The following is a 14,935-nucleotide window of genomic DNA, read 5'->3' on the forward strand; positions in this document are numbered from 1 at the left end:
GCGCGCTGTAAAATTCCTGTGCATATCGAAATGTTGCGTGCCTTCCTTTCTTGACATCCTCATATTCCCTGATCAAGAACCGGTACTTCTGGATGTAGTTCCTCTTTATCGTCTGATCTTGGCTGTTGATTCTCATGGACTCATTACCCCTGTCTGAGGATACCTCGTCCACGAATTATCTAACATCTACAATTGCGAGGGCCTCAAGCCCGAAGCAATCTCAGAAGCGAGAGATTACTTCGTCGCTTCGCTCCTCGCAATGACAGCTCACAAACGTATTTCACGAAAATAATAGCGAACTGGTTTGAGACGCGACAACAAAGTCAGCGCCTGGCGTGCACCTCTTAGGCTTGAACTTACTTGACTTTCAATATCGCCGGGGTTAAGGACTGGTTGTGGCCCAGTGTTTCGAAGGATGGCGGAAAACCATGATCAAAGAGCTTGCCTCCCGCTTCAAAGATGAATTCTACCAACTGGAACGGGCTCTTTTCGGTAAGTCCGACTCGAAGGAATCCCACGTAGTCCAAATCACTTCCTCCCACTCGGGCGAAGGGGTCACGTCCACCACCCTGGCTCTGGCGACATTCCTGGCCCGCCAACATCCTTCCGAGGAAGTAATGGTTGTGGAAGCCAATCTGCGAGAACCCTGTTTTGAGCAGCTTTTGGCCTTCAAGGCCGAAGGGTCACTGTTCGATGTCCTTCGGAATTCAGGATCTCTGAGGCATGCGATACATAAGCTGCCAGACTACGGTTTTTCGGTCATACCCGCGGGTAGACCGCACGTTACCGACACATTTATCTCGTACGACTTGGACCTCGAGCGCGTTGACGATGTCCTGGCCGTCCTAAAGAAGAAGTATCGTTATGTCCTCGTGGACAGCCCGCCTGTTGTCCCGTTTGTTGATGCCACCACGATTTGTCGAATGGCCGATGGGGTTGTTCTACTGGTTGAATCGGAGCAGACCCGTTCCGAGGTGGTGGATCACACGATTCAAAAATTGAGGTCTGCGGGGGCAGAAATATTGGGAATCATCCTGAACAAACGTGAATTCCACATTCCCAAACGAATATACCGGTTCCTGTGACGATCCTGACATGCACTTGATTTGACCGTACGGCATTTCGATTTCGCCTTCAAAGTGGTAGCCTCACAATCCGGTCCTGACAATCTATGCGATGAAAAACGCAAAATGGTCCTATTACGCTCGCCGGTTAAGGACGCTTCGTGCTGACGAGCCCTTTTACCGGATAAGGTCGTGGATTCGCCACGGGATTGAAAAGCGCAAATACCGCTTAGACCCCGAGGCCTTGTCACCGGAGCGCCTGTGGGCCGAACGTGGTAACTGGCTGCGGACAAGTCCGGGTGTAGAGGCCGCAAGAGAAGTCAACCTGGCTCTGTTGGAGGCGCTTCCCGCCGGCTGGTGGCAAGACGAATCCTTTTGGGATAACTTCGCACGGCGTTACCCCGAAGAAAAGAATCGCCTCATTGTTCTGGCCGAGAAAATCCTGGACGGACATTTTTTGCTTTTTCAGTGGAAAGAAGTCCAAAGGGCCGAGCCGATAACATGGTCCGAGACTCTTGAACCGGAGAACTCTTCCACTGTCTGGCCGGCTCGTTACTATTCCGATATTGATGTTTCCCACGACCCGCATCACTCTGAGCGTGATGTCAAATGGTGCTGGGAACTCAATAGATTCCAGCACCTTTTGTGGTTGGGCGCATCCTGGAGGCTTACGGGCCGGGAACGTTTTGCCGGTGCCGCAAGGGAGCACCTGGAAAGCTGGCTGAGCAGCGTGCATTATCCCTTCGGAGTTCAATGGACCAGCAATTTGGAAGTGGCGCTCCGATCACTCTCATTCATGTGGTGCCACGTGCTCTGTTTGAATAGTCCAGCCTGGGATGAAGGGTTTCTCTCGCGCTTCATACCGTGTATGTATCTCCATGCGAGTCACCTGGAGAAAGAACTCACAGTCCATCACACCGAAGGCAACCACCTACTGGGAGAGTCTTCGGCCTTATATTGCATTTCTACGCTCTATCCTTTGTTCTTGGACGCCCCCCGGTGGCGTAGGCGAACCGTGCAGATCCTTAACCGGCTGGTTCCTCGTGTTATCCTGCCCGATGGGGTATATGCCGAGCAGGCTACCGGATATTTTCGTTTCATAGCGGAGTTTCTATTTCAGGTATTATTGGTCGGGAGTGGAGGAGCGTCGCAAATTTCCGATGTGGTGGCTGAGAGTCTCGCCAAGGGATTGTATTTCATAAAAAACTTGGCCCCTGATCCCGCGGATGTGCCGATGATCGGAGATTCCGACACCGGCTTGGCGCTGGGCTGGAGGCTTTCCGACTTCTGGGATTTCACCCCGCTGCTGGGCATCGGATCGGTGTTGCTGCGGGAACCCGCGCTTGCCAAAGGCCTTCCGAGCTTTCCGGCTGAATCTTTCCTGATGCTTGGAGAAAACGGGCTCCAATCGTTCGAGTCACACAAGAATACCGAGCCGGCCGTCCAAGACGCGGCCTCCTCGACGCCCCTCCTGGTCTTTGCTGACGGAGGCTACCACTTGAGTAGAGACGAGCGCTTCAGCGTCATCTTCGACGCTGGGCCGCTCGGCATAGCGCCTGCCTATGGCCACGGACACGCTGACGGGCTATCGTTTATTCTGCATTACCGCGGTAAACCTGCCATCATAGACCCGGGAACCTTCGTGTACAATGGACCGCCTTCCTGGCGCCATTATTTTCGTTCCGCTGCCGCGCACAACACTGTGCGAATCGACCACAAAGATCCTATGGACCCGATTGAGACCTTTCAATGGTCCGGTCCCCTGAAGATCGAGCAGGGCCAGCCGATTATTGGAGACGGTTGGCGGCTGCTACACGCCGCGGTTCACTGGGGGCAGACCGTGCATTGCCGTCATCTGATCCATCTCATTGATGAGGGTGTCATTATTCTGGACCGAGTGGACGGAACCGGCGAACACGGCCTGGAATGGCGGTTCCACTTCGACCCTCGCTGGGAAGTGAAAGAAAATACGGGGGGAACTTTTTTGTGCAGTCCCGCGTCCCGCGGGGTCTCCGTGCCCCCCTCAAAAAACTCTCTGTCATGTTCGCCGTGCGACAGGCCGCACGGCGAACAAGATAGGGAAGGTTTTGCAGAGATGCACGGAGACCCCGCTCTTGCGAAAAGGTCCCATCCGCAAAAGCCCTGCTTGTCCCGTCATTCCAGCGAAAGCCGCAATCCGGACTGCCCGTGCAGGTCTTTCACCGCTGAATCCGGGACAAGTAAACTGGATATTGGCTTACTAAGCGGCCATCCTTTCGATACCGCCATTTTACAAGGATCAATGGACCCGTTGGCAGGATGGTACTCGCGCTATTACGGCCACAAAGTGCCGTCGCCAACAGTGAGCGTGGGGATGAAAGTCCGGCTCCCGACCAATCTGCTGACCGCGATTAAACCATCTGGCGGCAAGCTTACTCTTCCCCGTGACCTTCCCGAGACCCTGTTAGGGCCTGACTTCTCCGGTCTCCTACGCGTTTTGTGTGAACATAGTGGTGAATGACCGATGATGTTTTCCCAGAACGGCTAAGTGCGTAAGAAAAGTGACATCTCATGTCGCCATTGTGCAAGACTTGGGGATAAAGGGGCATGCCCTTGGCTCATCTTTGGGGCTCCATGGCCGTTGCGACACCAAGATATGAGCTGCGAGCGGAGGTGACTCCCCATTCTCAAGCGGGCTACTCTTTATCGCATTTCGGCTTGCTCGCGGCCGTCCTTGATTATGAAGGCCCCAACCGGCTTGGCCAAAGGGGTCTTGACAGATGGCCTTAATGTCGCGCGGGTGAAGCCTCGAAATGTAACAAGCACTTCCAGGCCAACTTCGCACCATAAGCAGGTTCCCAGCAGCTCCAACTGATGGAGGCCGTAGTTTCCTCGCACATAAATGTCCCCTTCGCTCATGCTCTCAATGACGCCGACATCATGATTTTGGCTGTACACGGGTTGGTAGCAAAGCAGGATGAAGAACAATGTGGCGGTCATGATACCGCGGCCGGCTCTCATGGTTTGTTGTCCATTCTGAAAAGAGTAAGGCTAGCTGAAAGCAAGGGATCTCGTAACGGAGAGACTGCGATGATTGCCGATTAAGGGCACGGCGTGCCGTGCCCCTAAAGCTCTGGGCCCCCTGCGGTCCGTGCGGTGAAATGGCCTCCTTGACCTCCCGGGGCTCCCTGCCTGTGGACAGGACCTGTCTAAGCTTTTCCGATCGAAGCCAACACCGGGTAGCCGGTGTGAGCTGCCAGAGTTCTGGGATTATCAAACGTGTGGTCCAGGAAGTGAGCGGTGAGTATCACGGCAATGCCTACGGGAATCGCAAGGAAAAACGCTCCCAGCACAAAAAGCAGGGTCTTTGGAAAAACCGGCACGGCAGGAGTCAACGGTTTGCCGACCACGGCCACATCCCTAAGTTGCGTGCCGCCTTTCATATTCTCCAGCCGGGCCTCTTCCTCTTTGGCCATGTACTGCACGTATCGTTCCTTGGCAACCGTAACTTCGAGCTGCATCCTACGGGCTTCATCGCTCTTCTGCTGGAGCAATTCCAGTTGTTGCGCTTTCTCTTTCAGGCTCTCCTCAAGGCTTTTCTTCTTGGCCGCGACAATATCCATTTCTCCCTGGAGCGCTTCTCGGAACCTTTTGGTCAGGCTGCGGACCATGTCAGCGGTGACTTGATAATCCCGTGTGCCCGGCTGGTAAATCTCGGCCGTTTGCCACTCCTTTTGAGCGGCCCTGAGCAGCTGAGTGGACAACACGTTTATGAATGTGCTCTCACCGCTTCTTTGCCCTCCGCCAGTTATTTGGCCTGAAGGGAGCACTCCTTTTTTCGCGGATGCCAACATAACCTCGTACTGGCTCAAACTGGCGTTCACTTCAACCAGAGCGTCGTCAATTTGTTTTATGGCGGTAATCAGCTCAGCCATTTGCCGCTCAGTAAGAGACAAGCCCCATTTTTGCTTGAATTCGACTAACTCTCGGTCGGCATTCTCATATTTCTGCTTGTACAGATCGGCCTGTCCGGCAAAAAACTGCTCTGCCCCAGGTAGCGAATAGACTTCGAGATGATAAGGAATGTACAGGTCCAGCAACGTGGCAAGGATCTTTTGACCCATGACCGGATCAGAATACCTAAAGGAAAGGTCTATTATCTTGGATTTAATTGCCGGGGTCGCCTTGAATTTTTTGATCAGGCCTTCGGCTATTTTCTGGACCTCCGGAGATTCGCCTTGGGAGTCCCCGATCTGGGACTTCGTGAGTCCCAGCAGCTCGCGGACCGTCTTTTTGAGCTTCCTGAGTTCCCCACCGACGATTCCGCTGTCTTCATGCTTAAAGGCTGCGACGCCAAGCTTATTTACCGTCCGCATCCAAAGGTCCGGGCTTTTCAGCAGCTCCATCTCGCTATTCAGGTCGGTCTCGTCAACGTTCAGGTTGAACGACATTTGCGCGCCCTGCTCCTTCGGATATTGAAGCAGGCTGGAGGTTTCCCTCTTTGCCGTGACAAGCACTTTTGCGGTTGATTCGTAGACCGGATCCATAACCAAACATGCGACGAGAGTACCCAAAGGCAAGACTATAACAATTGCCTTGAACAGACGGATGCGGCGATAAAACATGCTCAGGGTGTCTCGCAAGGATACAGCTTGCTCTTCCCTGGTCTCTCCCGGATTCACCACCACTAGTGCACCCTTACCCCTGGGAATCGTCCCAGAACCTCGGTCTCAAATACTTCTTGTTTGTCCCCATAACTATTGCAGCACGCACAAAGCGTCACGCGAACGATAATGCTCTGCCCGCCTCGCGTCAAGGCACTGCATTGACGAATCCCCCTGGTCTCTCGGCGACGACAAGAAGATGACTCTCTGCCCACCGCTGAGATGCAGCCATTGGCCGCATCGCATCTTACTATGCGTGTTCTTTAGAGATTGTTATCACAAAAATGCTGAGATTTCAAGCCAAAATTGGGCAAAACCCGAATAGTTTCAGAATATTACATGCTCAGCTTTCACAATATTCCATAACCGATTGGATAAAAAGGTGAACTCTACTTGCATTCACTTCGTGCCGCGGCAGAATTGATTTATCCAGCCTCAGTATTGGTATGCTCCGATGTCCGGCCGTTTGTCTGAAGGTCGAGGATTCCCCGCCCTGTCCGTAGGGGCATGATCGAGGCGGACCCCAGCTCCACGGGCCGGTGATTCGGGTTTCAAGTGAAAATCTCCCGCGGCAGGATCATTCAGGCCGGGGGCTTTGCCTAGGACATTGTCGGACAAACCCCCTTCGTCTTTTCCGACCATGCCTTTCAGCCACCAGGCCATTTCCGTGGCTGTCTTGCTCGGTGGGCAGTAAAAGAAGCCGTTACCCTCCAATGTGATTGCCAACGACTTCGGAGGCGGAGACAAATAACGGCATTGAGCAAAGAGATTATTGACGAATCTGTTCAGATCGTCTCTTTGTATCTTGTTTTCGGGGTCCATTACGACCAGCGGGGCTGAACATCGCCAGACAGTATTGTGTGCCACCAGGTTGCCAACGGATTGGGTGGGTGCTCCTTCAAAGCTGCGGTACACCACGAACGCCCCTGATTTGTCCCAGTTGCCCTTGGGTGCGACATTCACCAGCAAATTGTTGATCACTTTGTTGTGCGAGGAGCCGAAAAACCCGATGCCCGAGGATGTTCCGCCTTCGATCAGATTGTTCTCTATGAGGTTGTCGCGGGAGCGTCCTTCCAGATAAATTCCGCAACCGTAACCGTCAGGATAGTCGCCGTTGTCCCGGAAGATATTATTTCTGATAACCGTTGAGTGAGCAGACTCATCAGGTCCGATCAAGATCCCGCAACCGCCTATACCGGATTCTCCGAACCACTCATTCTCCGCGGCAAGGTTGTTAACGAACATGACGCGGGCGCCGTTGATCTGGCACCCGTGCCTGCCGTTCCGCATGAAAACGCAATCGTGAACGTACCAGTCGTCGAGACACTGGAACACGCCTTCTGCTCTGTTATATCTGACGATAATGTTGTCCAGCTCCCAGTGGGCATTATCCGCGGGCCGCGAGAAATCCGTGGAGACCCCAAAGCTGCCGTACTTTTCCAGGGTCATATTTCTAAGGGTAATCCATTTTTTGGCGGTCCCTCCCCAACGATCTCCTGAATTGAAGGCCAAATCGAGTTCATACACTTCCACCTGGTGGTCGCGATTGGGGTCTGCATCATGCCACAATCTGATACTATACGTTCCGTCCGTTGCCAGATGAAAGCTTCCCTCGGGCATGTCTGCTTTCGACCGTACTTCCCTGAGCATGCGCTTCTGATCTACCATGACAAAGGCATTTATCGCAGTGATCGGAGCAAGGCCTCTGCGTACCCAGAGATTTTGGTCCCGGCTCCAGTCTTTGACCAGGACGCTTCCTTGAAGGATGACTTTGGATCGGTCTATCCCCTGATAAGTAATGGGCGCCCCTTGCAAACCCGATTTCCCGCCCATGATCTGCTCGTGGTACACACCTTCATGGATCAGGACCGTGTCCCCGGGTTCGAGAGCCTTGGAAGCTCGGGTGATGGTCTTGAACGGTTCGGTTTCGGTGCCCGCGGCCATATCGTTCCCCGTCGCAGCGGACACATGATAGGTTGTAGCCGCTGATTGGGCTGGAAAGACTGCCAATAGCAGAATAGTAGCGGACAACGAAGCCACCATGCCCTTAGCCTGGCCCAACCGATTTCCTCGCGATAATCGAGGGTCCGAACCTTCTTGTGATAGACGCCTTTTTTCAAGATTCTCCAATAGATAGGTCAGGGCCAGAACGACACAAAACTCGGAGAGAAGGGGCGCGGTATGAAAAAAAGAGGTCAGGCGATAAGGTATTGAGCCCAATAGTCCGGCAAACAACCCCAGCGAAGCTGCATAAATCCAGGGATTGGACGAACGGCCGGCGATCCAGAGTTTCTTCATCATTACCAGCAGCAGGGAATAGTATAGGAGGAAGCCGGGGATGCCTGTTTCAGCGGCCCTCAGGAGGTATTCGTTATGCACTGTGTATTGCCAGGTGTGCCTCTGACTCACAGGCAAATATTGATCCATGTAGAAAAAGTAGTTGTTGGCCCCTACCCCGAGCAGAAAGTTATCTTTGATCATATTAAGGGCCGTGAGCATAAGCGGGATGCGCTCCAATCCCGTGCCCCCGGTCTCAAATCGCTGCAAAACAAAAGGAGTGGCAGCGACCAGGCAGGCGAGACCCGCCACCATTACCATTAAGATCCGACGCGGGGATATCCAACCCCTTAGATAGCTAACACCGACCACCGTTATGGTCGATACCAGCGCAGCAAGGTATGCCGTCCTCAGCTTGGTGAGCAGCAAGCCCACCAACACCAAGCCGATGCCCATCACCATCGCCCAGCGTTTGAACCTGTCTGCAATGGCCAAATAGTAAATCAACATTATCGGGAGAACGTAATTCATGATTGCCGCTCCCCCATCCCAACCGGTAAAACCGATGGCCCGAAATACCTGGCCCGGCTCTGCCAGATCCAGAGAAGTCTCACCATGCAACGTGTAATTGTATCCCGTAACGTACTGCATGAGGATGTAAAGACCCTGAGCAACGGTGACAGCAAAGAACGCATATATTATGACTCGAAGGTCCCTCTCTGACCGCAGGTTGTTCACGAGATAGAAATAGAGCAGCAAACCTTTGAACAGAGCCACTAGTTCGAAGAAAGTGTAATTCCAATGCTCGGACCTCAAAATTCCCGCCACCGTGACCCACGCTACCCACGCGAAAAACAATTTGCCGATTGAGCTTCCTACGGTTATTCGTACGCGACCCAGCGGCTCTTGGGCCAGTGAAAAAGCCCAATGGAGGTAAAGGAGCACCAAGACCACATCCACAACATCTATGCGAAGCCCTATGGAAAAGGGGGAAGTTTCCGCGCCGAGCAGTTGGTACGTCAGGTGATAGCCGTATTCCAGGGGCACGGCGAAAATCATAATAAAGAGAAGGAATGACCTCAAATCGCTTATGAAAAGGGCGCAACCAAGGAAGAAAAAGACCCCCAGATGCAGCGCAACAATGGCTCTCCAACCCACGCTGAACGCCTGCACATAGATATAGCCCAGGATAAACGCCAGAAGGGACGCGGCCAGGATAGTCGCAAGATTTCGGACCGATGAAGACGCGCCCTGCATGTGTTATTCTCCGACGGTGAGTCGGCGCCTTTCCGGACGGCTAGCGGCCATCACCGGCACCCTTGGCGAGACCTCTCATTCTCAGACAATGGACGACGCCGGCCAAAACCGCAAGCGCCAATACTACGGGAACCATGACAACTATTTTGTTTTTTATGCCATGACCGAAAAAATCGGTCCAGGCCTTAACATAAGTCAGCCATATTCCCGTATATGGCACAAAGGAAGGTCCCTGTAGTTCCTGCGGTCTCTCCTGAAATATTTGCCAAAGCTCCCTGGCTGTAACCACTTTGAATCGCTTGTCTGATGTTACCAGTTTGAGGACTTTGTCCAGTTTTTGGATGTTTTCCATCCGCGGGCCCGTTACTTTCAGCGGCTCGTACGGAACGTCAGCACGAGTGTAGTGAAAAAAATTGTAGAAATGCATAAAGACCGTGGCTACAGGAAGGCCGTGGTCCGCGATCTGGTTGAGGGCCTCCTCCTGTTCCTCCCAGATAGTTCGGTCGATGTCCAGACCGGTCATTCCTGCATATCCAATGAATGGGACCCTTCTAATTAGCGTGATTGGAAGCTCATATACGCCGCGGATTTTCCCGAATTTGTTTATCAGGTCTTCGGGCAACGGTACCAGGCTCCTCGGGTCAATCGGAAATATGGAAGAATCCATGCGAATCCCGAATTCAGGCAATAGATCAAGTGTCTCCCGGTCGATTGCCCACGCGGCCGCCCTGTGGGCAACGGGCCGTGGACCACCGGCCCGTTCAATGTTCGCGATGGCCAGATCGAACATTTTCCTGCGCTCTTCAATGGAATACATAGTGGGGAGCGGACGCGACACGTCTATTGCATTCGGATGCGGGTGCAATTCAAGATCATGGCCTCGCGATACCAAGAAGCTCAGATTGGAGAACATCTTATCAGTGAGCTGTGGCGGGCACAAAGTGCTGACGAAAAAGGTGCCCTTCAGGCCGTACTGCTCCAGTTTTTCCACTATCAGGGGCACTCCATAGTCCTTGCCTTCCCAAGTGCCTTGAAAATCATCTCCGCAGGTCCAACAAACATCTGTTGTAAAAACGAGGTAAGTGCCTGAGCTGCTTTCAGGCGCGGACAAGCATAGCAGAGCCGTTAGAAAAGCTCCGACAAGCAACTCTCGATCTTGAAAAAGTCTGCGCAAGATTTTCACACGAATCGTAAGATTTCTGTCCGGGTCGCACCGTTCCCTTTTCGGCCAGGGAGCGGAACCGAAAAGACCGCTCAGAATGGAAGCATCGTATCACGCGGCCGGTTGTATTGTCCACGTTTCGTAGCATCTCCATTGGGTTAACGACCATTTGAGGTTCTTTGCATGACCTGCAGCGGAGCAGAAAACCATTGACTGGACACAGGATCGTAAGATACCTTCGACAATCGCTTAACCAGCCCTTCGGAAGGACGGTTGATGAATCTCAAGGGCCTTGTGATACACCAAGGAGACTCGCAGGACACGTCGGCGTACACCCACCGTGTGATGCATTTGGCCGAATGCCTCGCCGAGCGATCCATCGACTGTGACTTCTTGTACATGAGGGATACTTTACTTCTCTACAAACAAACTACAGCCTCACTCTTCATGCCTCTTTGGGCGAGAACCCTCGGGAATTATGACTTCATCTATACGGGATGCGAAGGCGCCGGCCAGGCGATGTACTTCTGCCGACCCTTTATCAACGGCCCGATAATATACGACATGCACGGCGATTCTCCGGCACAATCAGCCCTTGAACGGCAGATTGAGTCCGAGGGTCGAACAACGAGTCCGTCCCTGAGAGTGAGAATGGTCTCTCGCATGGCCATGGCATGCGCTGATTACCTTATTACCGTATGCAAGCCACACCTGGAATCACTGATACGGGAAGGCTGGCCGGAAGACCGTGTGGGGATCATACGCAACGGAGTTGACCTGAATCTGTTCCAAGAGCTTCCGTTCCCTGAACGCCCCGAGTTCACCTTTGGATATGCCGGTGCTTTTCAATATTGGCAACGCATGGACAACCTCATCGAGGCATTTGAAAGGGTCGGCAATCCGAACATCCGCTTGTTGATGATCGGTTTCGGGGACGATGATCGTTCTATTAAGCAACAGTTCAAGGATAAGTTCGGCTCCCGGGTCCGGCTGGTGGACAAAACCGACCGGCCATCCATGATGAAGCTTCTGTCCTCCGTCTCGGTCCTCATTATTCCGCGAAGTCCCCACCAGGCCCTGCTGCACGCATTCCCGACAAAATTCGCCGAATACGCAGCTATGGGAAGACCGATAATGGTCAACGATATAGACGAAACAGCGGATTTTGTAAGGAAATACAAGTGCGGGTTCGTGTCCGATCCTTCTCCGGAGGCCATGGCCCAAACGATGGAGCACGTGGCGAAACTGCCTATCCACACTCTTGTTGACATGGGACGTCGCGCCAGACTGATGGCTGAAGAGAACTTTTCGTGGGAGAAGATCGGAGACGCTTACGCGGAATTGGTCCGCTCGGTGGTTGCCCGTTTCCGCCGTGCAAAGAGCCGGGTTGGGCCGTGAGATAACGGTCGGAGATCACAAAAATGTTTACCGTATTATTAGCGTTTGGGACCAGGCCGGAAGCCATAAAACTTGCCCCTGTGTACAAGGAAATCGCGAGGCGTTCGGACCGCCTTCGGCTGGTCTGCTGCGTCACAGGGCAGCATCGAGAACTGCTCGACCAGATGTTGAAGGTCTTCGGCATGCGTGCGGACCACGATCTTCGTATCCTCGAAGTGGATCAGACGCTTTTTCATATTACGGCAAGCGTTCTGGAAAAAATGCGGGACGTTTTGTTGCAGGAAAAGCCGGACATCCTCGTGGTCCAAGGAGATACGTCCTCCGCTTTCGCTGCTGCGCTGGCCGCTTTCTATTCGAAAATACCAGTCGCCCACGTGGAGGCCGGTTTAAGGTCGTACGATCGTTTTCAACCCTTCCCGGAAGAAATAAACAGGACTTTTATCTCCCATATGGCCGACCTGAACTTCTGTCCCACCAAACGGGCAGCGGAAAACCTGCTCAATGAGAAGATAGAGCCCGACTCAATCCATATTACCGGTAATACGGTTATCGACGCCTTGCTCCATACGGTGAAACTCCTGAGCGACGACCCTCATTCAGCGGACTACCTTTCCGAACTCCGCCTTGGCCAGGGGAGGATGATCCTTGTAACCGGCCATCGAAGGGAGAATTTCGGTCCGGGACTGGCCAATTTGTCTCACGCGTTGGTCGACCTGGTGGAAAGATTTGATGATGTTACCGTTGTATATTCGGTCCATCCTAACCCCAACGTGAGGGGACCGGTGGAACGAATATTGGGCTCTCATGAGAGGATAAGAGTCATACCGCCGCCGGACTATATTCGATTTGTGGCTCTTATGAATATGTCATATCTCATTATCACGGATTCGGGCGGCATTCAGGAAGAGGCGCCATCGCTGAAGAAGCCGGTGTTGATTGTCAGGAACGTAACCGAAAGGCCGGAAGCGGTAGAATGCGGCGCGGCTATGCTGGTGGGCACCGACCGGGAAACAATAGTAAGAGAATCCGCACGCTTGCTTGAAAACATTGATCATTACAAATCAATGATGGTAAAGGAAAGTCCGTTTGGCGACGGCCACGCAGCGGAGAAGATAGTTGACACTATCGAGGTTTTTTTGAATGATCGCACAAAACCCTAACGCTCGGAATTCAAAGGACCACGGTTCACCGGGTCGACGTTGCAGGCTTAGGAAGGCTCCGTGGACTTCCCCACATTAGACGAGGCTTTGGGAAGAATCCCATCAAAAACTACAGAATTTGCAGGGGGGCCATCGAGAAACTCAGCGTGGAAAAGCCAATGGAGAGGTTAGCACCAGTTGATGCCGATGTCACGCCACGTGGGAGCTTTCTTGTTCGATAAGCAAAGAAGGCTACGGGGCTGGATAGCCGGCCGCGTTCAACGAAGTGACATTGGGTGAACCCGGCCCTGGCAGATCTGCGAAGTGATGTCAGACCGCGACTGCTCGCAACGGACAGGATTTCCCGACGCCAGCCGGGAACCGGCTTATCTACGTTACTCATGAAGGAGCGTGGACACGAGATGACGGCCACGGCGACGGAACGTAAGTTGAAGAGACCCTGTTATACCGGGCGCCAAATTTTTTGTCCGAATGCGGTGGGTATAGGTAGGGGCAGGCCTCGTGCCTGCCCTAAGCCCAACGAAATGCTCGGACAAGGATGGACGCGGGAGTCCGCTCCATAGTACGGAGGCCGGAGCTTCTCTTTGAACCTAAGAACTGCCTCCCACGCAGTGTCGAGAGACAAATAGGATAGTAATTTCGGCAACTGCTATAAGTCGGTGGGGGTAGAATTGGAATCGAAACATAGCCCATCGGATAGATCCTACAAGAATTACCCAGGTCTTCTCGGTATCAAGCGGCTTGAATCTCCCATGTTGGGCTTACATCAGGCCGGCCTTGTCCAAAAACCCCTTAGCGATATCACGACCTTGATGCCATCCCCGTCCCACAACATCCTTGGCTGCAAGCCGTTCTTACACTGCCTAGCAGATTTCTTGGGGACTTCCCGCAAGCTGAATTCTCGACTACGTCCAGAAACCGCGATTGGCACGTATGTTGAAAGTAGGAATAGGAATAGAAATCCCGGCGGAGGTCAGATGACAAGGGAAGAGCAAATGAAAGCAGCATGGACGTTGCTGCAGGAAGTTCAACTCTCCCCTCGCTCTTATACGGCGCGGGGAAGACAACAGGTGAGAGAAACGGCAAGGATAAGCTGTAGCCTGCCTGCAGACGTAGTAAAGCGTTTGGACAGCTTAGGAAATGCCAGGTCCCACCATGTGGAAAGGGCCATCAAGTTGTACTTACTCCTGATGGACAGCAAAGGCCTCGCCTTGGAAACAGCCTCAACGACCCACAAGAAAGATCCCCTCCTCTAATCTAGACCTTCTTCTCGGTTACATATCTGAACTTTATCATATGGTGTCATACGGCGTCGGACGGCCGGATACGCTTGAAAGTCCCTCTCACTGCACTTTTTCGTTTAACTTCCGTTTCCTTTAGGTTATCCTACACCGTAGGATAATTACTAGTGATTGATGGGAAACCAGGTCTGCCGAAGGTATTTCAGTTTCCGCCTTTAGCCGAGGCCCCGGGATGGCGTCTAACACAATGAAGAATTGCTCGAAACAAGGAGAGACGGAGACCATTCTGCTGGTCGAAGATGAAGATCTGGTAAGCGACCTGACAAAAAGGTTTTTGGAGGGATCCGGCTACACAGTGCTTACCGCAGCGAATGGGAAAGAAGCCTTGGACCTGTACGAGAAAGAGGGAGATAGAGTTTCCCTGGTAATTCTCGATCTTATCATGCCGGAAATGGGAGGTAGGGAGTGCCTGGCGGCACTTCGCAAGGTTGATCCCAATGTAAAGATTTTGATAATCAGCGGCTATCCTGTGAGTGGACCCACGAAAGAGACCTTCGATTCGGTAGCCACGGCCTTTGTCGGCAAGCCATATACCATGAAGGAGATACTTCGAGCAGTTCGGGACGTCTTGGATTCTGAATGACCTTCATGTGGAGTTATCTCCCCACATCTGAGGATTTGTGACCTCCACTGGGGGGGCTAAATGGAGTCGCCTCATCGAATCACTGGGCCA

Annotated in this window: 10 protein-coding genes; 6 read left to right on the forward strand and 4 right to left on the reverse strand. The window is 52.9% G+C overall.

Annotated elements, in window-relative coordinates:
• Positions 1-428: 428 nt before the first annotated feature.
• Together HY913_07490 and HY913_07495 are read left to right on the forward strand one after the other, a co-directional pair.
• Positions 429-1,085 carry a CpsD/CapB family tyrosine-protein kinase gene (locus HY913_07490; protein MBI4963101.1) on the forward strand — a complete coding sequence of 219 codons (657 nt, stop codon included), beginning with the start codon at positions 429-431 and terminating at the stop codon, positions 1,083-1,085.
• A gap of 91 nt (positions 1,086-1,176) precedes the next feature.
• On the forward strand, positions 1,177-3,564 hold the full coding sequence (locus HY913_07495) for an alginate lyase family protein (GenBank protein ID MBI4963102.1): 2,388 nt from the start codon (positions 1,177-1,179) through the stop codon (positions 3,562-3,564).
• A gap of 182 nt (positions 3,565-3,746) precedes the next feature.
• Here HY913_07495 and HY913_07500 read toward each other — a convergent pair whose 3' ends face one another.
• The 4 genes from HY913_07500 to HY913_07515 form a co-directional block, all read right to left on the reverse strand.
• Positions 3,747-4,064 carry a hypothetical protein gene (locus HY913_07500; GenBank protein ID MBI4963103.1) on the reverse strand — a complete coding sequence of 106 codons (318 nt, stop codon included), beginning with the start codon at positions 4,062-4,064 and terminating at the stop codon, positions 3,747-3,749.
• Between the two features lie 188 nt (positions 4,065-4,252).
• Positions 4,253-5,731 (reverse strand): hypothetical protein, encoded by a 1,479-nt coding sequence (locus HY913_07505; GenBank protein ID MBI4963104.1) that lies wholly within the window; start codon positions 5,729-5,731, stop codon positions 4,253-4,255.
• Between the two features lie 411 nt (positions 5,732-6,142).
• Positions 6,143-9,241: a right-handed parallel beta-helix repeat-containing protein gene (locus HY913_07510; GenBank protein MBI4963105.1), complete on the reverse strand. Its 3,099-nt coding sequence runs from the start codon at positions 9,239-9,241 to the stop codon at positions 6,143-6,145.
• Positions 9,242-9,281: 40 nt separating this feature from the next.
• On the reverse strand, positions 9,282-10,415 hold the full coding sequence (locus HY913_07515; GenBank protein MBI4963106.1) for a hypothetical protein: 1,134 nt from the start codon (positions 10,413-10,415) through the stop codon (positions 9,282-9,284).
• 264 nt (positions 10,416-10,679) lie between these two features.
• Here HY913_07515 and HY913_07520 point away from each other — a divergent pair, with 264 nt between their 5' ends.
• The 4 genes from HY913_07520 (at position 10,680) to HY913_07535 (ending at position 14,845) form a co-directional block, all read left to right on the forward strand.
• Positions 10,680-11,801, forward strand: coding sequence for a glycosyltransferase family 4 protein (locus tag HY913_07520; protein ID MBI4963107.1), 1,122 nt, complete (start codon positions 10,680-10,682; stop codon positions 11,799-11,801).
• A gap of 23 nt (positions 11,802-11,824) precedes the next feature.
• A complete protein-coding gene (wecB, locus tag HY913_07525; protein ID MBI4963108.1) occupies positions 11,825-12,961 on the forward strand; it encodes a UDP-N-acetylglucosamine 2-epimerase (non-hydrolyzing) in 1,137 nt (378 codons plus the stop codon).
• A 995-nt stretch (positions 12,962-13,956) separates the two neighbouring features.
• Complete coding sequence (locus HY913_07530; GenBank protein MBI4963109.1) at positions 13,957-14,217, forward strand: hypothetical protein; 261 nt, start codon at positions 13,957-13,959, stop codon at positions 14,215-14,217.
• 217 nt (positions 14,218-14,434) lie between these two features.
• Complete coding sequence (locus HY913_07535; GenBank protein MBI4963110.1) at positions 14,435-14,845, forward strand: response regulator; 411 nt, start codon at positions 14,435-14,437, stop codon at positions 14,843-14,845.
• The last annotated feature ends 90 nt before the right edge of the window (positions 14,846-14,935 follow it).

Origin of the sequence: Desulfomonile tiedjei (assembly GCA_016212925.1) — a bacterium.
Classification (GTDB): domain Bacteria; phylum Desulfobacterota; class Desulfomonilia; order Desulfomonilales; family Desulfomonilaceae; genus JACRDF01.